Source organism: Streptomyces sp. NPDC087440, from assembly GCF_044744005.1.
Lineage (GTDB): Bacteria > Actinomycetota > Actinomycetes > Streptomycetales > Streptomycetaceae > Streptomyces.
The window spans coordinates 53077-74653 of the sequence record NZ_JBIUXN010000002.1 but is presented as its reverse complement, the minus strand read 5'-3'; the positions used below and the strand labels follow the sequence as shown (position 1 = coordinate 74653).

Below are 21577 nucleotides of genomic sequence, written 5' to 3'. Positions count from 1 at the left end.
TTTCCACAGTACGGCCACAACAGTGAGGCCGCGGCGCCCTGAGGACACCGCGGCCTTCACCGTCGTACGTATTGAGCCGGGCGGCGATTAAGCGCCCTGGCCCTCTTCGGGGCGCTCCTCGCGGGCCCGCTTCAGGGCGTCCATCGCGCGCTCGGTCACCTCGGCGACCTTGCCTTCCGCGGAGAGGGTGACCACCAGGCCCTGCGCCTTGTAGTGGTCGATGATGGGCTCGGTCTGCGTGTGGTAGACGTCGAGCCGCTTGCGCACGGTCTCCTCGGTGTCGTCCGGACGCTGGTAGAGCTCGCCGCCGCAGACGTCGCAGACGCCCTCGGTCTGCGGCGGGCTGTACGTCGCGTGGAAGACGTGCGCGGAATCGTTGCGGCAGATGCGCCGGCCGGCGATCCGCTTCACGACCTCTTCCTCGGGGACCTCGAGGTCGAGTACCGCGTCCAGCTTCTGCCCCTGCTCCTTCAGCGCGGCGTCGAGCGCCTCCGCCTGGAAGACATTGCGGGGGAAGCCGTCGAGCAGGAAACCGCCCTCGGCGTCGCTCTGGGCCATGCGGTCCAGCGCCATGCCGATCGTGACCTCGTCGGGGACCAGATTTCCGGCGTCCATGATCGCCTTGGCCTGCAGGCCGAGCTCCGTGCCCTGGCTGATGTTGGCCCGGAAGAGGTCACCCGTGGAAATGTGCGGGATCGACAGGTTCGTGGCGAGGAACGCGGCCTGCGTTCCCTTGCCCGCGCCCGGCGGCCCGACGAGGACGATACGCATCAGCGGAGGAACCCTTCGTAATTGCGCTGCTGGAGCTGGCTCTCGATCTGCTTCACGGTCTCCAGACCAACACCCACGATGATGAGGATGCTTGTGCCGCCGAACGGGAAGTCCTGGCTGGCACCGAAGCCGGCCAACGCCATCGTCGGCACGAGAGCGATCAGACCCAGGTACAGCGATCCCGGCCACGTGATGCGGTTCAGCACGTAACTCAGGTACTCAGCAGTAGGTCGACCTGCCCGGATGCCCGGGATGAAGCCACCATACTTCTTCATGTTGTCCGCTACTTCTTCGGGGTTGAACGAGATCGCCACGTAGAAGAAGGCGAAGAACACGATCAACAAGAAGTACGTGACGATGTAGTACGGGTGATCGCCCTTGGTCAGGTTGGTCTGGATCCACTGTGCCCAGGGCGCGGTGGAACCGGAGAACTGAACGATCAAAGCAGGAATGTAGAGCAGCGAAGAAGCGAAGATGACGGGAATCACACCCGCCTGGTTCACCTTCAGCGGGATGTACGTGGACGTACCGCCGTAGGACTTCCGGCCGATCATGCGCTTCGCGTACTGCACGGGGATGCGGCGCTGGGCCTGCTCCACGAACACCACGAGGGCGACCATCGCGAATCCGACCAGGATCACGATGCCGAACTCGATCCAGCCGTCGGCCATCTTGCCGCCGTCCTTGATGGCCCACAGCGACGCCGGGAAGCCCGCGGCGATCGAGATGAACATCAGGATGGACATGCCGTTGCCGATGCCGCGGTCGGTGATGAGCTCACCGAGCCACATGACCATCGCGGTGCCGGCGGTCATCGTGATGACCATGACCGCGGTGGTGAAGATCGACTTGTCCGGCACGATCTGCGAGCGGATCGCCTCCGGGCAGCCCTGGAAGAGCGCGCCCGAGTTGGCGGTGGCGACGAGGCCGGTGCCCTGGAGGATGGCGAGCGCCACGGTCAGATAACGCGTGTACTGCGTGATCTTCGCCGTGCCCGACTGCCCCTCCTTCTTCAGGGCTTCCAGCCGAGGGATGACCACGGTGAGCAGCTGAAGGATGATGCTCGCCGTGATGTACGGCATGATGCCGAGCGCGAAGATGGTGATCTGCAACAGCGCGCCACCACTGAACATGTTGACGAGGCTGAAGAGCCCGCCGCCGCCGTCCTTGGCGACGTCGATGCACGTCTGCACGTTCTTGTAGTTGACGCCCGGGACAGGAATGTGCGCGCCGAGCCGGAACAGCACAATGATGCCGAGTGTGAAGAGCAGCTTCTTGCGCAGGTCGGGCGTCTTGAACGCCCGGGCGAACGCGGTGAGCACGGTGCCTCCTGCGACCCCCGCGCTACTGCGTCGAAGGGTGACGGTATTGAGGATCGACGAATACGTATCAGTCAAACAACGAGCGGACAGCGTTGTGGGCACACCGCGCGAAAGTTAACAGTGCACGCCACCATACCGGCGGACCCCGCCCCCTAGGAACGACCAACCGGGGATGCCCCATATGAGAGGCATCCCCGGTCGGATGTTCAAGCCATCAAGCTGTCTCAGACGAGCTCGGTGACGCTGCCGCCAGCGGCAGCGATCTTCTCCTTGGCGGAGGCGGAAGCGGCGTCAACCGAAACCGTCAGTGCCACGGAGATCTCGCCCTGGCCCAGGACCTTGACGAGGTGGTTGTTGCGCACGGCGCCCTTGGCGACCAGGTCGGCCACCGTGACCTCTCCACCCTGCGGGTAGAGCTCGGCCAGCTTGTCCAGGTTCACGACCTGGAACTCCGTGCGGAACGGGTTCTTGAAGCCCTTGAGCTTCGGGAGACGCATGTGGAGGGGCATCTGGCCACCCTCGAAGCGCTCCGGAACCTGGTAACGGGCCTTCGTGCCCTTGGTACCACGGCCTGCCGTCTTACCCTTCGACGCCTCACCACGACCCACACGGGTCTTGGCGGTCTTGGCGCCCGGAGCCGGACGGAGGTTGTGGACCTTCAGCGGGTTGTTCTCCGCCATGTCAGTCGACCTCCTTGACCGACACGAGGTGACGGACGGTGTGCACCATTCCGCGGAACTCGGGGCGGTCCTCCTTGACAACCGTGTCGTTCAGGCGCTTGAGCCCGAGCGAACGCAGGGTGTCGCGGTGGTTCTGCTTGCTGCCGATGTACGACTTCGTCTGCGTGATCTCGAGACGGGCCATTACGCACCCGCTCCCGCACGCGCACGAAGCAGAGCCGCCGGAGCGACGTCCTCGAGGGGCAGACCACGGCGAGCCGCGATCTCCTCGGGACGCTGCAGACCCTGGAGGGCCGCGACGGTCGCGTGCACGATGTTGATCGCGTTCGAGGAACCGAGCGACTTCGACAGAATGTCGTGAACGCCGGCGCACTCGAGTACGGCACGCACCGGGCCACCGGCGATAACGCCGGTACCGGGGGAAGCAGGCTTGAGCAGGACGACGCCCGCGGCCTTCTCGCCCGTGATCGGGTGCGGGATGGTGCCCTGGATACGCGGAACCTTGAAGAAGCTCTTCTTGGCCTCTTCAACGCCCTTGGCGATGGCCGCGGGAACTTCCTTGGCCTTGCCGTAACCGACACCTACGGTGCCGTCACCGTCTCCGACCACGACGAGCGCGGTGAAGCTGAAGCGACGACCACCCTTGACAACCTTGGCAACGCGGTTGATCGCGACAACGCGCTCAACGTAAGCGGTCTTCTCGGCGGCAGCGCCACCGTCGCGACCCTTCCGGTCCCGCCGCTCGCCGCCACCGGCACCGCTTCCGCGGCGCTGGGGTCCAGCCATTGGATTTACCTCTCTCTGTTACGTCCGTTAGTCCCGGAACCGGGGCTTAGAACTTCAGCCCGGCTTCGCGGGCGGCGTCAGCCAGAGCGGCAATGCGCCCGGCGTACCTGTTGCCACCACGGTCGAACACGACGGTCTCGACGCCGGCAGCCTTCGCACGCTCGGCGACGAGCGCGCCAACCTGCTGGGCCTGGGCGCTCTTGTCGCCCTCGCCGCCGCGGATCGAAACGTCCAGGGTCGACGCCGACGCGAGCGTGTGGCCCGCGATGTCGTCGATGACCTGGGCGGTCACGTTGCGGTTGGACCGCGTCACGACCAGGCGAGGACGCTCCGGCGTGCCGGAGACGTGCTTGCGGATGCGGATGTGGCGACGCTTGATGGCAGCGCGCTTGTACGCGTCACCCTTGGCGATCTTTACACCGTATGCCATGGCTTACTTACCCGCCTTTCCGACCTTGCGGCGGATGACCTCGCCGGCGTACTTGACGCCCTTGGCCTTGTACGGGTCGGGCTTCCGCAGCTTGCGGATGTTAGCGGCGACCTCGCCGACCTTCTGCTTGTCGATGCCCTCGACGCTGAGCTTCGTGGGCGACTCGACCTTGAAGGAGATGCCTTCCGGCGCCTCGATCACGATGGGGTGGCTGTAGCCCAGGGCGAACTCCAGGTTGGAGCCCTTCGCCTGGACGCGGTAACCGACACCGCTGATTTCGAGCGCCTTGCTGTATCCCGCGGTCACGCCGGTGATCATGTTCGCCACCAGCGTGCGGGACAGGCCGTGCAGGGCCTTGTTCTGACGCTCGTCATTGGGGCGGTTGACGTTGAGTACGCCGTCCTCGCCCTTAACAATCTCGATCGGAGCGGCAACGGTGTGGGAAAGGGTGCCCTTGGGACCCTTCACCGAGACCGTGCGACCGTCGATGGTGACGTCCACACCAGCGGGAACCTGGATGGGGAGCTTGCCGATTCGCGACATGAGCTTTCCTTCCTTTCCCGACTACCAGACGTAGGCGAGGACTTCCCCACCTACGCCCTTCTTGCCTGCCTGCTGGCCGGTCAGAAGACCGTGCGACGTGGAGATGATCGCCACGCCGAGGCCGCCGAGGACCTTGGGCAGGTTGGTGGACTTCGCGTACACGCGCAGACCCGGCTTCGAAATACGCTTGATGCCGGCGATCGAACGCTCGCGGTTCGGACCGAACTTCAGGTCGAGAACGAGGTTCTTGCCGACCTCGGCGTCCTCGACCTTCCAGCCGGTGATGAAGCCCTCCTGCTGGAGGATCTCCGCGATGTGCGACTTGATCTTGCTGTGCGGCATCACGACGGTGTCGTGGTACGCCGAGTTTGCGTTACGCAGACGCGTGAGCATGTCTGCGATGGGATCAGTCATGGTCATGAAGTGGCCTTCGGCCTCTCTCGCCGGGGTTTCCTGTATGCGCCATCCCTCTCCCCACTCAGAGGCGGGACGGGTGCGGTGCGGGGACCTACGGCGTAGTAAGTCGTTATGGGCGGCAGGCGCCCAACCCTTCTAGCCTACGGCATTCGGGGTGGGGCTCCTGCCGACCAGATACTTACCGAGAGCTCCAGAAATCCGTACGCCCAAAGGGCAGTACTGGATTTACCAGGAGCTCTTGGTCACGCCCGGGAGCTCGCCACGGTGAGCCATCTCACGAAGGCACACGCGGCAGAGGCCGAACTTGCGGTACACGGAGTGGGGACGACCGCAGCGCTGGCAGCGCGTGTAGGCGCGCACACCGAACTTGGGCTTGCGGGCAGCCTTCGCGATAAGAGCCTTCTTCGCCATCTCGCTTACGCCTCCTTGAAGGGGAAGCCGAGGTGACGAAGGAGGGCGCGGCCCTCGTCGTCGTTGGTCGCCGTGGTGACCACGGTGATGTCCATACCCCGGGTACGGTCGATCTTGTCCTGGTCGATCTCGTGGAACATGACCTGCTCGGTGAGACCGAAGGTGTAGTTGCCACGGCCGTCGAACTGCTTCGGCGACAGACCACGGAAGTCACGGATACGCGGCAGCGCGAGCGACAGCGTACGGTCCAGGAACTCCCACATGCGGTCACCGCGGAGGGTGACGTGGCAGCCGATCGGCTGACCCTCGCGCAGCTTGAACTGCGCGATGGACTTGCGGGCCTTCGTGACGGCCGGCTTCTGACCCGTGATGGTCGTCAGGTCCTTGATGGCCCCGTCGATCAGCTTCGAGTCACGGGCGGCGTCGCCGACACCCATGTTGACCACGATCTTGACCAGACCGGGGATCTGCATGACGTTCTCGTAGGAGAACTCTTCACGCAGCTTGCCCGCGATCTCCTCGCGGTAGCGCAGCTTGAGGCGCGGTGCGGTGGTGGCAGTCATCAGATGTCCTCACCAGTCCGCTTGGCAACGCGGATCTTGTTGCCCTCGTCGTCAAAGCGGTAGCCGACGCGGGTAACGACCTTGTTGCCGTCCTTCTCCACAACCAGCTGAACGTTGCTGACGTGGACCGGAGCCTCGGTCGTCACGATGCCGCCGGCCTGGTTCTGGCCGGCCTTCGTGTGCTTCTTGACCCGGTTGACACCCTCGACCAGGACGCGGTCCTCGCGGGGGAAGGCCTGAACGACCTTGCCCTGCTTGCCCTTGTCCTTACCGGTGATGACCTGAACCAGGTCGCCCTTCTTGATCTTCATGCTTACAGCACCTCCGGCGCGAGCGAGATGATCTTCATGAACTTCTTCTCGCGCAGCTCACGGCCCACCGGGCCGAAGATACGGGTGCCGCGGGGGTCGCCGTCGTTCTTGAGAATGACAGCGGCGTTCTCGTCGAAGCGGATGTACGAGCCATCCTGGCGACGACGCTCCTTGACGGTGCGAACGATGACCGCCTTGACGACGTCACCCTTCTTCACGTTGCCACCGGGGATTGCGTCCTTGACGGTGGCGACGATGACGTCACCGATGCCCGCGTAGCGGCGACCCGAGCCACCGAGAACACGGATGGTGAGAATTTCCTTCGCACCCGTGTTGTCGGCGACGCGAAGTCGCGACTCCTGCTGGATCACGTCTATCTCCTGAATCGTCTGCCGGTTCCCGGTGGGGCCGTATCGCTACGGCCCCACCGAGCCTGGCGGAACTACTTAAAGGGAAACCCCTTTAAGACGTTGCACTTGGAATTCCCTTGCGGGAATTTCCTACTTGGCCTTCTCGAGGATCTCGACGATGCGCCAGCGCTTCGAGGCCGACAGCGGACGCGTCTCCATGATGAGGACGCGGTCGCCGACGCCTGCGGCGTTGGACTCGTCGTGAGCCTTGAGCTTGTTCGTACGGCGGATGACCTTGCCGTACAGCGCGTGCTTCACGCGGTCCTCGACAGCGACGACGACGGTCTTGTCCATCTTGTCGCTGACGACGAGACCCTCACGGGTCTTGCGGAATCCGCGCTGCTCAGTCGTCTCAGTCACATTCTTCTCGCTCATCAGGCGCTCTCCACCGTCTCGATGCCGAGCTCGCGCTCACGCATCAGGGTGTAGATCCGGGCGATGTCCTTACGGACGGACTTGAGCCGGCCGTGGTTTTCGAGCTGTCCGGTCGCCGCCTGGAAGCGGAGGTTGAACAGTTCTTCCTTGGCCTCACGGAGCTTCGCGACGAGGTCCTCGTCGTTCAGCTCGCGCAGCTCAGTCGCCTTCGTACCGGCCACCATCACGACTCACCTGCCTCGCGCCGAACAATCCGGCACTTCATCGGAAGCTTGTGAGCAGCGCGGGTGAGCGCCTCACGAGCAATCTTCTCGTTCGGGTAGGACAGCTCGAACATGACCCGACCCGGGTGCACGTTCGCGATCCACCACTCGGGAGAACCCTTACCGGAACCCATGCGGGTCTCGGCGGGCTTCTTCGTCAGCGGACGGTCCGGGTAGATGTTGATCCAGACCTTGCCGCCACGCTTGATGTGGCGGGTCATCGCGATACGAGCCGCTTCGATCTGGCGGTTCGTCACGTACGCCGGGGTCAGCGCCTGGATGCCGTACTCGCCGAATGCGACCTCAGTGCCACCCTTCGCCATACCGCGGCGCTTGGGGTGGTGCTGCTTGCGGTGCTTGACCCTACGAGGGATCAGCATGTCGGTCAGGCCTCCGTTCCGGTGCTCTCAGCCGGAGCAGCGGCGACGGGAGCGTCGGCCTTGGGGGCCTCGGCTGCCGGCGCGGACTGCTGCGGCTTGCGGCCGCGGCCGCCACGCTCGCCACCACGGCCACCACGGGCCGGGCGGTCGTTCGCACCAGCACCACGGGCCGGGCGGTTACCCGCACGGGCCGCGGCGTTCTCGGCACGAACCTCGGCGATGTTCTTGACGTCGCCCTTGTAGATCCAGACCTTGACGCCAATGCGACCGAAGGTCGTCTTGGCCTCGAAGAAGCCGTAGTCCACGTTCGCGCGGAGCGTGTGCAGCGGCACACGACCCTCGCGGTAGAACTCGGAGCGGGACATCTCGGCGCCGCCGAGGCGACCGCCGCACTGGATCTTGATGCCCTTGGCGCCGGCCTTCATGGTGCCCTGCATGCTCTTGCGCATGGCACGACGGAAGGAGACGCGGGAGGAGAGCTGCTCGGCAACGGCCTGGGCAACCAGCTGAGCGTCCATCTCGGGGTTCTTGACCTCGAGGATGTTCAGCTGGACCTGCTTGCCCGTGAGCTTCTCGAGGTCACCGCGGATGCGGTCGGCCTCGGCGCCACGGCGGCCGATGACGATGCCCGGACGAGCGGTGTGGATGTCCACCCGCACACGGTCACGGGTGCGCTCGATCTCAACCTTCGAGATGCCGGCGCGCTCCATGCCGGACGTCATCATCCTGCGGATGGCGACGTCTTCCTTGACGTAGTCCTTGTACAGCTTGTCGGCGTACCAACGGGACTTGAAGTCCGTGGTAATGCCGAGCCGGAACCCGTGCGGGTTTACCTTCTGGCCCATTACCGGGTTCCTTCCTTGCTGCTGACGACCACGGTGATGTGGCTGGTCCGCTTACGGATCCGGTAGGCACGGCCCTGAGCACGCGGACGGAACCGCTTCAGGGTCGGGCCCTCGTCCACAAACGCCTCGCTGATGAACAGCGAAGAGGCGTCCGAGTGGTCGTAGTTGTGTGCAGCGTTGGCAATGGCGCTGTCCAGCACCTTGCCAACCGGCACGCTCGCGGCCTGCGGGGCGAAACGCAGGACCGCCTGAGCCTCCGTGGCATCCATGCCACGGATAAGGTCCACCACTCGGCGGGCCTTCATGGGCGTGACGCGGATGTACCGCGCCTGGGCCCTGGCTTCCATGGTTGTCCCTTCGGTGTCGTTCATAGTCATCGCACCCCGCCTTAGCGGCGCTTCGACTTGCGGTCGTCCTTGACGTGGCCGCGGAAGGTGCGGGTCGGCGCAAACTCGCCGAGCTTGTGGCCGACCATCGACTCGGTGACGAACACCGGGACGTGGATCTTGCCGTTGTGCACCGCGATGGTGTGACCCAGCATGCTGGGGATGATCATCGAGCGCCGGGACCAGGTCTTGATGACGTTCTTGGTGCCAGCTTCGTTCTGTACGTCCACCTTCTTTACGAGGTGTCCGTCGACGAAGGGCCCCTTCTTGAGACTGCGCGGCATCTAAACCCGCTCCTAGCGCTTCTTGTTCGACTTGCGGCGGCGGACGATGTACTTGCTCGAAGCCTTCTTCGGCGAGCGAGTACGACCCTCCTTCTGACCCCACGGGGAGACCGGGTGGCGACCACCGGAGGTCTTACCCTCACCACCACCGTGCGGGTGGTCGACCGGGTTCATCGCCACACCGCGAACGGTCGGGCGAACGCCCTTCCAGCGCATGCGGCCGGCCTTGCCCCAGTTGATGTTCGACTGCTCGGCGTTGCCGACCTCGCCAATCGTGGCGCGGCAGCGGGCGTCGACCAGGCGAATCTCGCCGGAAGGCATACGAAGGTGGGCCATCGTGCCCTCCTTCGCAAGAAGCTGCACGGAGGTACCGGCGGAGCGGGCGAACTTCGCACCGCCGCCGGGACGCAGCTCGATGTTGTGGATGGTGGTACCAACCGGGATGTTGCGCAGCGCGAGGTTGTTGCCCGGCTTGATGTCGGCCGTGGGGCCGTTCTCAATCCGGTCACCCTGCGACAGGCCACGCGGGGCGAGGATGTAACGCTTCTCGCCGTCCGCGTAGTGCAGCAGCGCGATGCGCGCGGTGCGGTTGGGGTCGTACTCGATGTGCGCGACCTTGGCCGGCACGCCGTCCTTGTCGTGACGACGGAAGTCGATCACGCGGTAGGCGCGCTTGTGGCCACCACCCTGGTGGCGAACAGTGATCCGACCGGCGTTGTTACGGCCGCCCTTGCTGTGCAGAGGGCGAACCAGCGACTTCTCCGGCGTGGACCGCGTGATCTCGACAAAGTCGGCTACGGAGGAGCCACGGCGGCCCGGCGTAGTCGGCTTGTACTTGCGGATTCCCATTTCTCAGTCCTCGTCCGATTCCGGACGATCCAGACCGCCGTCAGGCGGTCGGACCGCCGAAGATGTCGATACGGTCGCCCTCGGCGAGGGTCACGATGGCGCGCTTGGTGTCAGCGCGCTTGCCGAAACCGCTCTTGGTGCGCTTGCGCTTGCCCTGGCGGTTGATCGTGTTGACCCCCGTGACCTTGACCGAGAAGACCGCTTCCACGGCCTGCTTGATCTGGGTCTTGTTGGAGCCGGGCGCGACGATGAACGTGTACTTGTTCTCGTCGAGCAGCGCGTAGCTCTTCTCGGAGACAACCGGCTTGACAAGAATGTCGCGGTGGTCCGTGAAGGTCTTGCTGGTAACGATCGCGGTCATCAGGCGTCGCTCCCTTCGGTCTCATCGGCCTTGGGGCCAGACACGAAGGACTCGAAGGCGGCCTTGGTGAAGACCAGGTCGTCCGAGACGAGCACGTCGTACGTGTTCAGCTGGCCCGGCTCCAGGATGTGCACCTGGGGCAGGTTGCGGGCGGAGAGCCACGCGGCCTCGTCCGAGCGCTCGGCGACCAGGAGCACGTGCTTGCGCTCGCTGATCTTGCCCAGCAGGGACTTGGCGGCCTTCGTGGAAACCGCACCGTCGACCACGCCGGTGACGACGTGGACGCGCGCGTTGCGAGCCCGGTCCGTGAGGGCACCGCGCAGGGCGGCGGCCTTCATCTTCTTCGGGGTGCGCTGCGAGTAGTCACGCGGCTGCGGGCCGTGGACAACGCCACCGCCGGCGAACTGCGGGGCGCGGGTCGAACCCTGACGGGCGCGGCCGGTGCCCTTCTGGCGGTAAGGCTTCTTACCGCCACCACGGACCTCGCCGCGACGCTTGGTCTTGTGCGTGCCCTGGCGGGCAGCGGCCAGCTGAGCGACGACGACCTGGTGGATCAGCGGAATGCTGACCTTGGCGTCGAAGATCTCCGCGGGGAGCTCGACGGTCCCGGTCTTGTCGCCTGCCGGCGAAAGGATGTCAATGGTGCTCATCGGTTCCTCAAACCCCCTTGGCCGCAGTGCGGACCAGGACGAGGCCACCGTTGGGGCCGGGGACGGCGCCCTTGATGAGCAGCAGACCCTTCTCGGCGTCAACGGCGTGGACGGTCAGGTTCTGGGTGGTGACCCGCTCGTTACCCATGCGACCCGCCATGCGCATGCCCTTGAAGACACGGCCGGGGGTGGCACAGCCACCGATGGAACCAGGCTTGCGGTGCACGCGGTGGGCACCGTGCGAGGCCTTGCCGCCGTGGAAGTTGTGACGCTTCATCACACCGGCGAAGCCCTTGCCCTTGCTCTTGCCCGTGACGTCAACCTTGACGCCGGACTCGAACACCTCGGCAGTGATCTCCTGGCCCAGCGTGTACTCGCTGGCGTCCGGGGTGCGCAGCTCCACGAGGTGGCGGCGCGGGGTCACGTCGGCCTTGGCGAAGTGACCCTTGAGGGGCTTGTTCACCTTGCGCGGGTCAATCTCGCCGAAGGCGATCTGGACCGACTCGTAGCCGTCGTTGTCGTTCGTACGTACCTGCGTCACGACGCACGGACCGGCCTTGACGACGGTCACCGGGACAACCCGGTTGTTCTCGTCCCAGACCTGGGTCATGCCGAGCTTCTCGCCCAGGACGCCCTTGATGTTCTTGCTCATCTCGGCCCGTCCCTTCAGAGCTTGATCTCGATGTCGACGCCCGCCGGCAGGTCGAGACGCATCAGCGAGTCAACCGTCTTCGGCGTGGGGTCGAGGATGTCGATGAGGCGCTTGTGCGTGCGCATCTCGAAGTGCTCGCGAGAGTCCTTGTACTTGTGCGGCGACTTGATGACGCAGTACACGTTCTTCTCAGTGGGCAGCGGCACCGGGCCCGCGACCGACGCACCAGTGCGGGTCACCGTCTCGACGATCTTCTTCGCCGAGGAGTCGATGACCTCGTGGTCGTAGGCCTTGAGCCGGATGCGGATCTTCTGTCCCGCCATGGCTACTAGTAGTCCTTTGTCTCTTAACGCTCTGGAACCCGGGCGGCTGCGCTCTGAACGCTCAGCACCGTCCTTCTCCGACCCACGCGGTCGGGCGTGTCGCATCCTCGCCAGGAAGAAATCCCGAAGGTTTTCCCTGCTGTAGGGGATACGGTCCGCGACCGCAAGCCGGGGGAAGAACACCCACCGGGTGCCTGGTCAGCACCGCGCTAACACTTCCCGAAAGATTCCCGTACGTCCGCCCCATTGCTGCCCGGAGGCAGATAAAGGCGACGAGTACTGTGGGACTCGCTTCCAGTCCTCCCGGCGGGAGGCGTGCAGCATCGATACTCAACCGAGCAACCCCGACAGTCTGCCATACGGGGCACGGGGCGCGCCAATCGGGCGGAAGAGATTACCCGCAGCGTGACGGAGGTCAAACCCGGGTCCCCCACCCGAACGGGTGATCAGCGGTCGTCGCGGTACGACGCCGGTCCCCCCGAGCCGACCCTCCCGGCCCCGCACCCGCCCCCCGGCGCCGCCCCGCCGCTCGGCCGGCAGGGGCCCCGGGCCTACCGTCGCGGCATGACCACCGACTGGGCCGCAGAGTTCGCCCGCCTGGAGCGGGGCCGCCGCCACGCTCCGGCCGGACCGCCGCGCGCCACCCCTCCGCCGCCGCTCAGCGAGGCCGAAGTAGCGGACGCCGAGAGGGACTTGGGGATCACCTTCCCCTCCGCGTACCGCCGCCACCTGCGCACCCGCAGCGCCGGGGGCAAGCCCAACCGGCTGGTCAGGGGCGCACAGGGCTGGGGCTGGGACGGTGACAGCCTGACCAACTACGCCCTGCTCACCACCCCCTTCCCGCACCCCGACTCCTACCGCGCCCTCGACGACGAACTGGACGGCCGGGAACCGCCCCACCAGGACGCGGCCGCCTGGCGGGCCTGGGACCACGAGTGCGGGGTCCTCCAGGAGCGGAAGACGGCGGGCGCGGTGTTCGTGCGGGAGGGCGGCTGCGGCTTCTCGACCCTGCTGGTGGTCACGGGCCCGCACCGGGGCGAGATGTGGTTCGACGCACGGGCCACCTGCGAGCGGATCCTCCCGCTCACCCTGCACGGCCGGCAGGCGACCTTCGACGACTGGCCGGCCCACGCGGACCTGCTCCACCGGTGAGCACCCGCCAGGCAACCGGCACCCCTCCCCCGCCGTCTAGCTGACCGCAGCGAGTCGGCGGCACCTGCCCGTACCGACCCGCGATCATCGACCAGACGCAGCGCCATGACCACCGCTGCGGGGGAAGCGGACGGAGCGCGAGGACACATGCACAGCGGTACGGGGCCCGGCCTGCCCGGAAGACTGCCCAGACGCATCCTGCTGGCCGCCGCCGCGGGCCTCCCCCTGGCGGCCTGTACGGTGCCGTCGCCCCCGCGCCGCCGGGACCCGGGGCCCGATCCCGCGCCCGGGCGGCCCATCGCGCACGCCGGGCGGTCGCTGCTGCTCCAGATGCTCGCGCACCCCGACGACGACCTGTACTTCATGAACCCGGACACCCGGCGCCTGCTGGAGGCCGGGACCCCGGTCGTCTCCGTGTACGTCACCGCGGGCGAGGCGGACGGCATCAACCACGCCCAGGGGCACCCCCGCCCCGCCTCCGACAAGAACGCGTACGTCTCCGCCCGCCAGCAGGGGCTCCGTCAGGCGTACGCGACCCTCCTCGGGCTGCCCAGGTTCACCCCGTGGGAGCGCACCGTCCTCGACCTGCGCGGCGGCAAGCGGGCCGAGCTGGACACCCTCGCGCACGACGGCAAGCAGGTCCGGCTGGTGTTCCTCAACGTCTCCGTCACCTCGTCCCGCAACCGGCCCTCCCTGCCCGCCCTCTGGGGCGACCGGGGCATGCGGCAGCGGACCATGGTGGCCGACAACTCCCCGCTGAAGGAACCGGGTTCGTACGACTACGACGAGCTGGTGGACGCGCTGACCGGGCTGTTGGACCAGTACCGGCCGACCGTCGTGCAGACCCTCGACCCGGACCCCGACATCCAGCACAGCCCGGCGCGTGTGCGTACCAAGAACAGCGAGCAGCCCGGTTACTCCGACCACCGCGACCACACCGCCGTCGCCTGCTTCAGCTGGGCGGCGCTGATCCGCTGGGTCGCCGAGAAATCCGCGAACGGCGAGCCGCTCCCCCGTTTCACCACCACCGCCTTCCGCGCCTACTACAACCGGCACTGGCCCAAGAATCTCCCCGCATCCATCGTCCGGGAGAAGGCCGAGCCCCTCTTCGTGTACGGCGGGAACCCGGACTGGGACTGCGGCAACCCGGCCGGCTGCGGGGACTACGGCGTCGGCTTCGGGCGCCCGCTGAAGAACCCCAAGGGCTGGATGCGCTCCACCAACTACCGTTACCCGGGGCCCCAGTTGGTGATAGAGGGTACGCAGGCCGCGTACGGCGTCGTCGGCCTGCGGCTGGTCCGCTGGGCGGCGAGCGGCGTCGGCTGGGGCGCCCCCGAGGACCTGGGCGGCGGACCGCTGGCCCCCGGGCTCGGGCAGGCCGTGACGAAGGACGGCGGCCAGTTGCTGTTCGCCGTGCGCATCGCCTCGCTCGTCGGCCACGGCGGGGCGAACCGGCGCGAGGTCGTCCAGTACGACGGCCGGGCCTGGACCTCGCTCGGCAACCCCGAGCGCCACCCGGACCGGGGGCGGCGGATCGGCGTACCGGTCGCCGTCACGTCGGGCGACGGCAGCGTCCACCTCTTCGTGCGGAACGCGGCGAAGAGCGTGAGTACGCGGGTGCGGGACGCACGTGGCAGCTGGGGGCCGTGGCGCGCCCTGGGCGGCCCGAACGGGGACGGCATGGGCGACGGCGACGGCATCCAGGACGGGCTGTCGGCGGCCGTGGACGGGCGGGGGCTGGTGCACCTGTTCGCCGCCGCGCGGACGTCCGTACGGCACTGGGCGCAGCCCTCCCCCGGTGCGCCCCTCGCCCTGCGCCCGCCCGCGATGCCCGCCCCCGGCACCCCGCCGCAGGCGTTCGCGCGGCCGGACGGCTCGCTCGGCGTCGCCTACCGCGCCCCGCACTCCCCCGCACTCGTCGCGGTCCGCCCGGACGGCTCGCCGCTGCCCGGGCTCACCTTCCAGGGGTACGGTCCGGTGTCCGCCGGGGAGGGGCCGGTGCTGCTGGGGCGGGGCGAGCGGGGGGAGGTCCAGCTCCGGGACGCCCGGGGGGCGGTGAAGCGGCACCGGGGGGTGTGCGTGGGGCCGCCGGCCCTGATCCGTACGAGCGCGGGCGCGGTGGTGGCGGGGCTGGGGGCGGACGCGGTGCCGTGGCTCTGGCGGGCGTAGGACCCGTACACGTACAAGAACGACTCGTACACCTACGGAAACAACAAGAAGGGCCCCGGCACCCACCGCTTGCGCGATGGGGCCGGGGCCCTTCCCTTGGAGCTGGGAGCTGTCGCTACCGAGCTACCAGGTCAATCACCGGGTAATTACTTGGTGATCTTGGTGACCTGGCCGGCGCCGACGGTCCGGCCACCCTCACGGATGGCGAACTTGAGGCCCTCCTCCATGGCGACCGGCTGGATCAGCGCGACCGACATGACGGTGTTGTCGCCCGGCATGACCATCTCGGTGCCCTCGGGCAGCGTGACGACACCGGTGACGTCCGTGGTGCGGAAGTAGAACTGCGGGCGGTAGTTGTTGAAGAAGGGGGTGTGACGGCCACCCTCGTCCTTCGACAGGATGTACGCCTGCGCCTCGAACTCCGTGTGCGGGGTGACCGAGCCCGGCTTGATGATGACCTGGCCGCGCTCGACGTCCTCGCGCTTGATGCCACGGAGGAGCAGACCGACGTTCTCACCGGCCTGGCCCTCGTCGAGCAGCTTGCGGAACATCTCGATGCCGGTGACCGTGGTGGTGGTCTTCTCTTCCTTGATACCGACGATGTCGACGGTCTCGTTGACCTTGAGGACACCACGCTCGATACGGCCGGTGACGACGGTGCCACGACCGGTGATCGTGAAGACGTCCTCGATCGGCATCAGGAACGGCTTGTCGACGTCGCGCTCGGGCTGCGGGATCGACTCGTCGACGGCGGCCATCAGGTTCAGGACCGACTGGCCCCACTCCTTGTCGCCCTCGAGCGCCTTGAGCGCCGAGACCTTGACGACCGGCAGGTCGTCGCCCGGGAACTCGTACTCGGAGAGGAGCTCACGGACCTCGAGCTCGACGAGCTCCAGGATCTCCTCGTCGTCCACCATGTCGGCCTTGTTCAGCGCGACGACGATGTAGGGGACGCCTACCTGGCGGGCCAGGAGGACGTGCTCCTTCGTCTGCGGCATCGGGCCGTCGGTGGCGGCAACCACGAGGATCGCGCCGTCCATCTGCGCGGCACCCGTGATCATGTTCTTGATGTAGTCAGCGTGACCCGGGCAGTCGACGTGCGCGTAGTGACGCGACTCCGTCTGGTACTCGACGTGCGCGATGGAGATGGTGATACCACGCTGGCGCTCTTCCGGCGCCTTGTCGATCTGGTCGAAGGCCGAGGCCTCGTTCAGGTCCGGGTACGCGTCGTGCAGCACCTTGGTAATGGCGGCCGTGAGGGTCGTCTTACCGTGGTCAATGTGACCGATGGTGCCGATGTTGACGTGCGGCTTAGTCCGCTCGAACTTTGCCTTCGCCACTGGGTCCTCCTGCGGAGTGGTTCTGTACGCCTTGCTTCATCGGCGCCAGGTGATCTTTGCTGGGATGCCGGCGCCCGGGGCATTCGGCACGGATTGCGCTGAATGCCCCAGTGGCTCCGGTGATAAGCCTAAAGCGTGTGCTCGGACGGGTGAGAACCCGTCCTCGCGGCAGGCGGCCAACCTCGCGGATGGCCGCCCGGTGAGTGACTCGAAGAGTTACTCGCCCTTGGCCTTCGCGATGATCTCCTCGGCGACGTTCCGCGGAACCTCGGCGTAGGAGTCGAACTGCATCGAGTAGCTTGCGCGACCCGAGGTCTTGCTGCGGAGGTCTCCGACGTAGCCGAACATCTCCGAGAGGGGCACGAGGCCCTTCACGACGCGAGCGCCGCTGCGCTCCTCCATGGCCTGGATCTGGCCACGGCGGGAGTTCAGGTCGCCGATCACATCGCCCATGTAGTCCTCGGGCGTGGTGACCTCGACGGCCATCATCGGCTCAAGGAGCACGGGAGAGGCCTTGCGGGCACCCTCCTTGAAGGCCTGCGAACCGGCGATCTTGAAGGCGAGCTCCGAGGAGTCGACCTCGTGGTAACCACCGTCGAGAAGGGTGACGCGGACGCCGACCATCTCGTAACCGGCCAGGATGCCGAACTGCATGGCTTCCTGGGCGCCCGCGTCCACCGACGGGATGTACTCCCGGGGGATACGGCCACCGGTGACCTTGTTGACGAACTCGTACGACGCGTCGCCACCCTCGATGGGCTCAAGGGCGATCTGCACCTTCGCGAACTGGCCGGTACCACCAGTCTGCTTCTTGTGCGTGTAGTCGATGCGCTCGACGGTCTTGCGGATCGTCTCGCGGTACGCGACCTGGGGCTTGCCGACGTTCGCCTCGACGCGGAACTCGCGCTTCATGCGGTCGACGAGCACCTCGAGGTGAAGCTCGCCCATACCACCGATGATGGTCTGGCCGGTCTCCTCGTCCGAGTGGACCTGGAAGGACGGGTCCTCCTCCGAGAGACGCTGGATGGCTACACCCAGCTTCTCCTGGTCACCCTTGGACTTCGGCTCGATGGCGACCTGAATGACCGGCGCCGGGAAGTCCATGGACTCCAGGATGACCGGGTTCTTGTCGTCGCACAGCGTCTCACCGGTGGTGGTCTGCTTGAGACCCATCACGGCGATGATGTCGCCGGCGCCCACCGATGCGATCTCCTCACGCTTGTTCGCGTGCATGCGGTAGATCTTGCCGATGCGCTCCTTCTTGCCCTTGACCGAGTTCAGCACGGAGCTGCCGGCCTCGAGGCGGCCCGAGTAAACCCGGACGAAGGTGAGCTTGCCCAGGTGCGGGTCGCTCATGATCTTGAACGCGAGGCCCGAGAAGGGCTCGTCGTCCGACGGCTTGCGCTTGACGACCGTCTCCGGGTCCTTCACGTCGTGGCCTTCGATGGCCTCGACGTCCAGGGGGGAGGGGAGGTAGCGCACCACGGCGTCGAGCAGGGGCTGAACGCCCTTGTTCTTGAACGCCGTACCGCAGAACACGGGGCTGACGGTCACCGAACCGGCGCCGCCCTTCGACGCGAGGGTGATGCGACGGATGGCCGCCATCAGCTGCTCCTCGGTGGGCTCCTGGCCCTCGAGGTACAGCTCCATCATCTCTTCGTCGTGCTCGGCGACGGTCTCCAGGAGCTTCCCGCGCCACTCGTCGGCAGCCTCGGTGTGCGTGTCCGGGATGTCGACCGTGTCGTACATCTCGCCCTTGGCGGCCTCGGCGGACCACACGAGCGCCTTCATCGACACGAGGTCGACGACGCCCTTGAAGTCGGCCTCGGCGCCGATCGGGAGCTGCATGACGAGCGGGACCGCACCGAGGCGGTCGACGATCATGTCGACGCAGCGGTGGAACTCGGCACCCGTACGGTCGAGCTTGTTGACGAAGCAGATGCGCGGCACGCCGTAGCGGTCCGCCTGACGCCAGACAGTCTCGGACTGGGGCTCGACACCGGCGACACCGTCGAACACGGTGACAGCGCCGTCGAGGACGCGGAGCGAACGCTCCACCTCGACGGTGAAGTCGACGTGACCCGGGGTGTCGATGATGTTGATCGTGTGATCGACATCGTTGAGCGGCCAGTGGCAGGTCGTCGCGGCAGACGTGATCGTGATGCCGCGCTCCTGCTCCTGCTCCATCCAGTCCATCGTGGCAGCGCCGTCGTGGACTTCACCGATCTTGTAAGACACACCGGTGTAGAAGAGGATGCGCTCGGTGGTGGTCGTCTTGCCCGCGTCGATGTGGGCCATGATCCCGATGTTGCGGACCTTGGCCAGGTCAAGCGAAGTGGTGGCCATAAGGCTCAATCTTCTCTCGGTCTCGAAGTGGGTAACGACTACCAGCGGTAGTGCGCGAAGGCCTTGTTGGACTCGGCCATCTTGTGGGTGTCCTCACGCTTCTTGACGGCAGCGCCAAGACCGTTCGAGGCGTCGAGCAGCTCGTTCATGAGGCGCTCGGTCATCGTCTTCTCGCGGCGGGCGCGGGAGTAACCCACGATCCAGCGGAGCGAGAGGGTGGCGGCGCGACCGGGCTTGACCTCGATCGGCACCTGGTAGGTGGCGCCACCGACACGGCGGGACTTGACCTCGAGCGAGGGCTTGACGTTCTCAAGCGCGCGCTTCAGCGTGATGACCGGGTCAGCGCCGGTCTTCTCGCGGAGGCCTTCCATGGCGCCGTACACGATCCGCTCGGCGGTGGAACGCTTGCCGTCGAGCAGGATCTTGTTGATCAGCGACGTGACAAGAGGAGACTGGTAAACCGGGTCAATGATGACCGGGCGCTTCGGGGCGGGGCCCTTACGAGGCATTCTTACTTCTCCTTCTTGGCGCCGTAGCGGCTGCGAGCCTGCTTACGGTTCTTGACGCCCTGCGTGTCGAGGGAACCGCGGATGATCTTGTAGCGAACACCCGGCAGGTCCTTCACACGACCGCCACGCACGAGCACGATCGAGTGCTCCTGCAGGTTGTGGCCCTCACCCGGGATGTAGGCCGTGACCTCGATGCCCGAGGTCAGGCGCACACGCGCGACCTTACGGAGCGCCGAGTTCGGCTTCTTCGGGGTGGTCGTGAACACACGCGTGCAGACGCCGCGGCGCTGGGGCGAACCCTCAAGCGCGGGCGTCTTGTTCTTCTCGACCTTGTCCTGCCGGCCCTTCCGGACCAGCTGCTGGATCGTAGGCACTACTTCTCCGGTTTCTGTGTGCCGATCACTGTGAAACTAACCTGGAACATCCCCGACCCACGCGGTCGGGTGTGTCGGACCCGGCACACTCCGCCGGAAGCGGAGAACGACGCGAATCACGGGGGCCCCGTAAAGACAGGCTCACTCTGCGGCTGTAGACACGCACAGGAGCCCAGGCACACCCCAGGCACAAGGTCTGAGCGTACCTACCTCATCGACCTGGGTCAAAACAAATGCTGTCCACCCCCGGAAGCGCACCCTCCGGCGGGCCGCCCCCGCACTCAGCCCCAGATCATCAGGGCGCCACCTCCGACGAACAGCGCGCCGACGGCGTACAGCACCGTGGAGAAGGTGAGGAAGCGATTCGGCATGGCCTCCAGCCGTTCCACCACACCCGAGTGCCGGGCGTCGTAGACGAGGGCCACGCGGTCCCCCACCTCCGGGAAGTCCGGGTGTGCGTTCACCATCCACCGGCGCTCCACGCCGGTCTCGTCCACGTGCGAGCACAGCACGCGCTTCGGCCGCTGGTCGTACCCCCGCCCGTCATGGACGCGCTCCAGGCACACCGCCTCCACAGGGACCCCGCGGTTCCTCAGCCCCCGGTCGCGGGAGGCCGCTCGCGTCCCCAGCCAGATCACGAACAGCCCGAACAGCGCCAGAACCATGACTCCCCCACCATTCCCGCGCCCCGCCCGGCGCCCCGCCGCATCCTGTCACGAAGATCCGGTACGGGGGCGGGTCGCGGGGAGCGCACGGGCACCCCAACAGGCCGCGCCCACACCCGAGTTCCCTTCCCCCACCCCGCACGTTCCCCCACCTCCCCCGGACCGCTTCCAGTAGCTTGGCCGATGTCATGAACACGGTCGGTCGGAAGTCGAACACGGGGAGCGACGGAAATGGGCCCGAGCTCAGGCACACCAAGCGACGACGAGGGGCTCGGCGACCGGGTCCCGTTCCTGGCCCGCCTGGAACCCGAGGACCGCCACGCGCTGCTGGCCCTGGGCCGGCCGCTGCGGTACGCCCCGCGCAGCACGGTGCTCCGCCAGGACGAGCCCTCCACGTACATCCTCCTGCTCCTGCGCGGCTGGACGAAGGTGACGGCCGCCGCGGTCAACGGGTACGAGGCGCTGCTCGCCCTGCGTGGCCCCGGCGACATCGTCGGCGAGGCGGCCGCCCTCAGCGGTCGGCCCCGTACCGCCACGGTGACCGCCCTGGAGGCCGTCGACGCGGTGTCCGTCGACCGGGAGCGGTTCACCGCCTTCCTCGCCGAGGCACCCCGGGCCGCCATGCGGCTGCTCGACCTCACCACCGACCGCATGCACAAGGGCGACCAGCGCCGCCTGGAGAACGCGGCGCTGACCGTACGGGAACGCTTCGCCGTGCTCCTCCTGGAACTCGCCCGCACCCACGGCAGCCGCACCGAGCTCGGCATCGAGCTGTGCGTCCCGCTGAGCAAGCAGGAGCTGGCCGGCGCGATCGGGGCCTCGCGGGAGATGGTCCAGCGCCTCCTCAAGGACCTGCGCGAGCGCGAGGTGGTGCTCACCGGCCGCCGTACGCTCGTCATCCTGCGGCCCGACATACTGCGCCGGATCGGCCACGGGGGCTGATTCCGCCCCTCCTCAGTGCACACGGTCACACTTCGAGTGCGTCATCCGCCCTCACGGCGGCCCGCCCC

The 21577-nt window shown here is 66.9% G+C and carries 31 protein-coding genes; 3 read left to right on the top strand and 28 right to left on the bottom strand.

All coding sequences use genetic code 11. The features are described from left to right. Window positions 1–87 precede the first annotated feature (87 nt). From ACIO3O_RS05045 to rpsJ, 23 genes are all read right to left on the bottom strand, one after another. The gene (locus ACIO3O_RS05045) at window positions 88–771 is read right to left on the bottom strand and encodes an adenylate kinase (protein ID WP_401742054.1); all 684 of its coding nucleotides are present in this window, start codon (window positions 769–771) and stop codon (window positions 88–90) included. Further along, a complete protein-coding gene (gene secY, locus ACIO3O_RS05040) occupies window positions 771–2093 on the bottom strand; it encodes a preprotein translocase subunit SecY (RefSeq protein WP_401742051.1) in 1323 nt (440 codons plus the stop codon). Before secY ends, ACIO3O_RS05045 begins: the two co-directional genes overlap by 1 nt. Before the next feature lie 224 nt (window positions 2094–2317). After that, window positions 2318–2773 carry a 50S ribosomal protein L15 gene (rplO, locus tag ACIO3O_RS05035; protein ID WP_401742048.1) on the bottom strand — a complete coding sequence of 152 codons (456 nt, stop codon included), beginning with the start codon at window positions 2771–2773 and terminating at the stop codon, window positions 2318–2320. Between the two features lies 1 nt (window position 2774). Beyond that, window positions 2775–2957, bottom strand: coding sequence for a 50S ribosomal protein L30 (rpmD, locus tag ACIO3O_RS05030; protein ID WP_266659719.1), 183 nt, complete (start codon window positions 2955–2957; stop codon window positions 2775–2777). Continuing rightward, the gene (gene rpsE / locus ACIO3O_RS05025; protein ID WP_097866720.1) at window positions 2957–3559 is read right to left on the bottom strand and encodes a 30S ribosomal protein S5; all 603 of its coding nucleotides are present in this window, start codon (window positions 3557–3559) and stop codon (window positions 2957–2959) included. Before rpsE ends, rpmD begins: the two co-directional genes overlap by 1 nt. 46 nt (window positions 3560–3605) lie before the next feature. Then, window positions 3606–3989 carry a 50S ribosomal protein L18 gene (gene rplR / locus ACIO3O_RS05020; protein WP_266659722.1) on the bottom strand — a complete coding sequence of 128 codons (384 nt, stop codon included), beginning with the start codon at window positions 3987–3989 and terminating at the stop codon, window positions 3606–3608. Window positions 3990–3992: 3 nt separating this feature from the next. Further along, complete coding sequence (gene rplF, locus ACIO3O_RS05015; RefSeq protein ID WP_401742044.1) at window positions 3993–4532, bottom strand: 50S ribosomal protein L6; 540 nt, start codon at window positions 4530–4532, stop codon at window positions 3993–3995. Between the two features lie 21 nt (window positions 4533–4553). Then, on the bottom strand, window positions 4554–4952 hold the full coding sequence (rpsH, locus tag ACIO3O_RS05010; RefSeq protein WP_266659726.1) for a 30S ribosomal protein S8: 399 nt from the start codon (window positions 4950–4952) through the stop codon (window positions 4554–4556). A 222-nt stretch (window positions 4953–5174) separates the two neighbouring features. Further along, the gene (locus tag ACIO3O_RS05005; RefSeq protein ID WP_003956452.1) at window positions 5175–5360 is read right to left on the bottom strand and encodes a type Z 30S ribosomal protein S14; all 186 of its coding nucleotides are present in this window, start codon (window positions 5358–5360) and stop codon (window positions 5175–5177) included. Window positions 5361–5365: 5 nt separating this feature from the next. After that, window positions 5366–5923: a 50S ribosomal protein L5 gene (gene rplE, locus ACIO3O_RS05000; protein WP_189821104.1), complete on the bottom strand. Its 558-nt coding sequence runs from the start codon at window positions 5921–5923 to the stop codon at window positions 5366–5368. Continuing rightward, on the bottom strand, window positions 5923–6234 hold the full coding sequence (rplX, locus tag ACIO3O_RS04995; protein WP_189821105.1) for a 50S ribosomal protein L24: 312 nt from the start codon (window positions 6232–6234) through the stop codon (window positions 5923–5925). The genes rplE and rplX overlap by 1 nt, the downstream gene beginning before the upstream one ends. A 2-nt stretch (window positions 6235–6236) precedes the next feature. Then, window positions 6237–6605: a 50S ribosomal protein L14 gene (rplN, locus tag ACIO3O_RS04990; RefSeq protein WP_003966950.1), complete on the bottom strand. Its 369-nt coding sequence runs from the start codon at window positions 6603–6605 to the stop codon at window positions 6237–6239. A 129-nt stretch (window positions 6606–6734) separates the two neighbouring features. After that, window positions 6735–7019, bottom strand: a complete 285-nt coding sequence (gene rpsQ, locus ACIO3O_RS04985; RefSeq protein WP_028812368.1) for a 30S ribosomal protein S17 — start codon at window positions 7017–7019, stop codon at window positions 6735–6737. After that, on the bottom strand, window positions 7019–7243 hold the full coding sequence (gene rpmC / locus ACIO3O_RS04980) for a 50S ribosomal protein L29 (RefSeq protein ID WP_138894199.1): 225 nt from the start codon (window positions 7241–7243) through the stop codon (window positions 7019–7021). The genes rpsQ and rpmC overlap by 1 nt, the downstream gene beginning before the upstream one ends. Beyond that, window positions 7243–7662: a 50S ribosomal protein L16 gene (rplP, locus tag ACIO3O_RS04975; RefSeq protein ID WP_028812370.1), complete on the bottom strand. Its 420-nt coding sequence runs from the start codon at window positions 7660–7662 to the stop codon at window positions 7243–7245. The genes rpmC and rplP overlap by 1 nt, the downstream gene beginning before the upstream one ends. Before the next feature lie 5 nt (window positions 7663–7667). After that, a complete protein-coding gene (rpsC, locus tag ACIO3O_RS04970) occupies window positions 7668–8507 on the bottom strand; it encodes a 30S ribosomal protein S3 (protein WP_401742036.1) in 840 nt (279 codons plus the stop codon). Further along, entirely contained in the window at window positions 8507–8854 is a 348-nt protein-coding gene (gene rplV / locus ACIO3O_RS04965; RefSeq protein WP_135332555.1) for a 50S ribosomal protein L22, read from the bottom strand. Before rplV ends, rpsC begins: the two co-directional genes overlap by 1 nt. Before the next feature lie 41 nt (window positions 8855–8895). Then, complete coding sequence (rpsS, locus tag ACIO3O_RS04960) at window positions 8896–9177, bottom strand: 30S ribosomal protein S19 (RefSeq protein ID WP_138894198.1); 282 nt, start codon at window positions 9175–9177, stop codon at window positions 8896–8898. A 12-nt stretch (window positions 9178–9189) separates the two neighbouring features. Next, a complete protein-coding gene (gene rplB, locus ACIO3O_RS04955) occupies window positions 9190–10026 on the bottom strand; it encodes a 50S ribosomal protein L2 (RefSeq protein ID WP_401742033.1) in 837 nt (278 codons plus the stop codon). A gap of 40 nt (window positions 10027–10066) precedes the next feature. Beyond that, window positions 10067–10390 carry a 50S ribosomal protein L23 gene (rplW, locus tag ACIO3O_RS04950; protein WP_401743362.1) on the bottom strand — a complete coding sequence of 108 codons (324 nt, stop codon included), beginning with the start codon at window positions 10388–10390 and terminating at the stop codon, window positions 10067–10069. Next, window positions 10387–11037, bottom strand: a complete 651-nt coding sequence (gene rplD / locus ACIO3O_RS04945; protein WP_189821108.1) for a 50S ribosomal protein L4 — start codon at window positions 11035–11037, stop codon at window positions 10387–10389. Before rplD ends, rplW begins: the two co-directional genes overlap by 4 nt. Window positions 11038–11044: 7 nt before the next feature. After that, window positions 11045–11689, bottom strand: coding sequence for a 50S ribosomal protein L3 (rplC, locus tag ACIO3O_RS04940; protein WP_189821109.1), 645 nt, complete (start codon window positions 11687–11689; stop codon window positions 11045–11047). A gap of 14 nt (window positions 11690–11703) precedes the next feature. Next, window positions 11704–12012, bottom strand: a complete 309-nt coding sequence (gene rpsJ / locus ACIO3O_RS04935) for a 30S ribosomal protein S10 (RefSeq protein WP_003948644.1) — start codon at window positions 12010–12012, stop codon at window positions 11704–11706. Between the two features lie 564 nt (window positions 12013–12576). Here rpsJ and ACIO3O_RS04930 point away from each other — a divergent pair. Together ACIO3O_RS04930 and ACIO3O_RS04925 are read left to right on the top strand one after the other, a co-directional pair. Next, window positions 12577–13164, top strand: coding sequence for an SMI1/KNR4 family protein (locus tag ACIO3O_RS04930; RefSeq protein ID WP_401742029.1), 588 nt, complete (start codon window positions 12577–12579; stop codon window positions 13162–13164). A 147-nt stretch (window positions 13165–13311) separates the two neighbouring features. Beyond that, window positions 13312–15333: a PIG-L family deacetylase gene (locus tag ACIO3O_RS04925; protein ID WP_401742026.1), complete on the top strand. Its 2022-nt coding sequence runs from the start codon at window positions 13312–13314 to the stop codon at window positions 15331–15333. A gap of 146 nt (window positions 15334–15479) precedes the next feature. Here the strand turns inward: ACIO3O_RS04925 and tuf are convergent, their stop codons facing one another. The 5 genes from tuf to ACIO3O_RS04900 form a co-directional block, all read right to left on the bottom strand. Further along, complete coding sequence (gene tuf / locus ACIO3O_RS04920; RefSeq protein WP_189821111.1) at window positions 15480–16673, bottom strand: elongation factor Tu; 1194 nt, start codon at window positions 16671–16673, stop codon at window positions 15480–15482. 216 nt (window positions 16674–16889) lie between these two features. Next, a complete protein-coding gene (gene fusA / locus ACIO3O_RS04915; RefSeq protein WP_401742023.1) occupies window positions 16890–19019 on the bottom strand; it encodes an elongation factor G in 2130 nt (709 codons plus the stop codon). 38 nt (window positions 19020–19057) lie between these two features. Then, a complete protein-coding gene (gene rpsG / locus ACIO3O_RS04910) occupies window positions 19058–19528 on the bottom strand; it encodes a 30S ribosomal protein S7 (protein ID WP_189821113.1) in 471 nt (156 codons plus the stop codon). Window positions 19529–19530: 2 nt separating this feature from the next. Then, window positions 19531–19902, bottom strand: coding sequence for a 30S ribosomal protein S12 (gene rpsL / locus ACIO3O_RS04905; RefSeq protein ID WP_003948652.1), 372 nt, complete (start codon window positions 19900–19902; stop codon window positions 19531–19533). A gap of 281 nt (window positions 19903–20183) precedes the next feature. After that, on the bottom strand, window positions 20184–20567 hold the full coding sequence (locus ACIO3O_RS04900; RefSeq protein ID WP_401742021.1) for a hypothetical protein: 384 nt from the start codon (window positions 20565–20567) through the stop codon (window positions 20184–20186). 231 nt (window positions 20568–20798) lie between these two features. Between ACIO3O_RS04900 and ACIO3O_RS04895 the strand changes: the two genes are divergently transcribed. Continuing rightward, a complete protein-coding gene (locus ACIO3O_RS04895; RefSeq protein WP_401742020.1) occupies window positions 20799–21509 on the top strand; it encodes a Crp/Fnr family transcriptional regulator in 711 nt (236 codons plus the stop codon). Window positions 21510–21577: the final 68 nt, after the last annotated feature.

Excerpts from the sequence above, each read along its gene's own strand:
- rpmD (WP_266659719.1), bottom strand. The coding sequence starts at position 2,957 with ATGGCCCGTCTCGAGATCACGCAGACGAAGTCGTACATCGGCAGCAAG.
- rpsJ (WP_003948644.1), bottom strand. The coding sequence starts at position 12,012 with ATGGCGGGACAGAAGATCCGCATCCGGCTCAAGGCCTACGACCACGAG.
- ACIO3O_RS05045 (WP_401742054.1), bottom strand. The coding sequence starts at position 771 with ATGCGTATCGTCCTCGTCGGGCCGCCGGGCGCGGGCAAGGGAACGCAG.
- rplD (WP_189821108.1), bottom strand. The coding sequence starts at position 11,037 with ATGAGCACCATTGACATCCTTTCGCCGGCAGGCGACAAGACCGGGACC.
- ACIO3O_RS04930 (WP_401742029.1), top strand. The coding sequence starts at position 12,577 with ATGACCACCGACTGGGCCGCAGAGTTCGCCCGCCTGGAGCGGGGCCGC.
- ACIO3O_RS04900 (WP_401742021.1), bottom strand. The coding sequence starts at position 20,567 with ATGGTTCTGGCGCTGTTCGGGCTGTTCGTGATCTGGCTGGGGACGCGA.
- rplP (WP_028812370.1), bottom strand. The coding sequence starts at position 7,662 with ATGCTGATCCCTCGTAGGGTCAAGCACCGCAAGCAGCACCACCCCAAG.
- fusA (WP_401742023.1), bottom strand. The coding sequence starts at position 19,019 with ATGGCCACCACTTCGCTTGACCTGGCCAAGGTCCGCAACATCGGGATC.
- ACIO3O_RS04895 (WP_401742020.1), top strand. The coding sequence starts at position 20,799 with ATGGGCCCGAGCTCAGGCACACCAAGCGACGACGAGGGGCTCGGCGAC.
- rplF (WP_401742044.1), bottom strand. The coding sequence starts at position 4,532 with ATGTCGCGAATCGGCAAGCTCCCCATCCAGGTTCCCGCTGGTGTGGAC.
- ACIO3O_RS04925 (WP_401742026.1), top strand. The coding sequence starts at position 13,312 with ATGCACAGCGGTACGGGGCCCGGCCTGCCCGGAAGACTGCCCAGACGC.
- rpmC (WP_138894199.1), bottom strand. The coding sequence starts at position 7,243 with ATGGTGGCCGGTACGAAGGCGACTGAGCTGCGCGAGCTGAACGACGAG.
- rplR (WP_266659722.1), bottom strand. The coding sequence starts at position 3,989 with ATGGCATACGGTGTAAAGATCGCCAAGGGTGACGCGTACAAGCGCGCT.
- rpsC (WP_401742036.1), bottom strand. The coding sequence starts at position 8,507 with ATGGGCCAGAAGGTAAACCCGCACGGGTTCCGGCTCGGCATTACCACG.
- rplO (WP_401742048.1), bottom strand. The coding sequence starts at position 2,773 with ATGGCGGAGAACAACCCGCTGAAGGTCCACAACCTCCGTCCGGCTCCG.
- rpsS (WP_138894198.1), bottom strand. The coding sequence starts at position 9,177 with ATGCCGCGCAGTCTCAAGAAGGGGCCCTTCGTCGACGGACACCTCGTA.
- rpsH (WP_266659726.1), bottom strand. The coding sequence starts at position 4,952 with ATGACCATGACTGATCCCATCGCAGACATGCTCACGCGTCTGCGTAAC.
- rplX (WP_189821105.1), bottom strand. The coding sequence starts at position 6,234 with ATGAAGATCAAGAAGGGCGACCTGGTTCAGGTCATCACCGGTAAGGAC.
- rpsQ (WP_028812368.1), bottom strand. The coding sequence starts at position 7,019 with ATGAGCGAGAAGAATGTGACTGAGACGACTGAGCAGCGCGGATTCCGC.
- ACIO3O_RS05005 (WP_003956452.1), bottom strand. The coding sequence starts at position 5,360 with ATGGCGAAGAAGGCTCTTATCGCGAAGGCTGCCCGCAAGCCCAAGTTC.
- rplC (WP_189821109.1), bottom strand. The coding sequence starts at position 11,689 with ATGAGCAAGAACATCAAGGGCGTCCTGGGCGAGAAGCTCGGCATGACC.
- rplB (WP_401742033.1), bottom strand. The coding sequence starts at position 10,026 with ATGGGAATCCGCAAGTACAAGCCGACTACGCCGGGCCGCCGTGGCTCC.
- rplE (WP_189821104.1), bottom strand. The coding sequence starts at position 5,923 with ATGACTGCCACCACCGCACCGCGCCTCAAGCTGCGCTACCGCGAGGAG.
- rpsE (WP_097866720.1), bottom strand. The coding sequence starts at position 3,559 with ATGGCTGGACCCCAGCGCCGCGGAAGCGGTGCCGGTGGCGGCGAGCGG.
- rplV (WP_135332555.1), bottom strand. The coding sequence starts at position 8,854 with ATGGAAGCCAGGGCCCAGGCGCGGTACATCCGCGTCACGCCCATGAAG.
- rpsG (WP_189821113.1), bottom strand. The coding sequence starts at position 19,528 with ATGCCTCGTAAGGGCCCCGCCCCGAAGCGCCCGGTCATCATTGACCCG.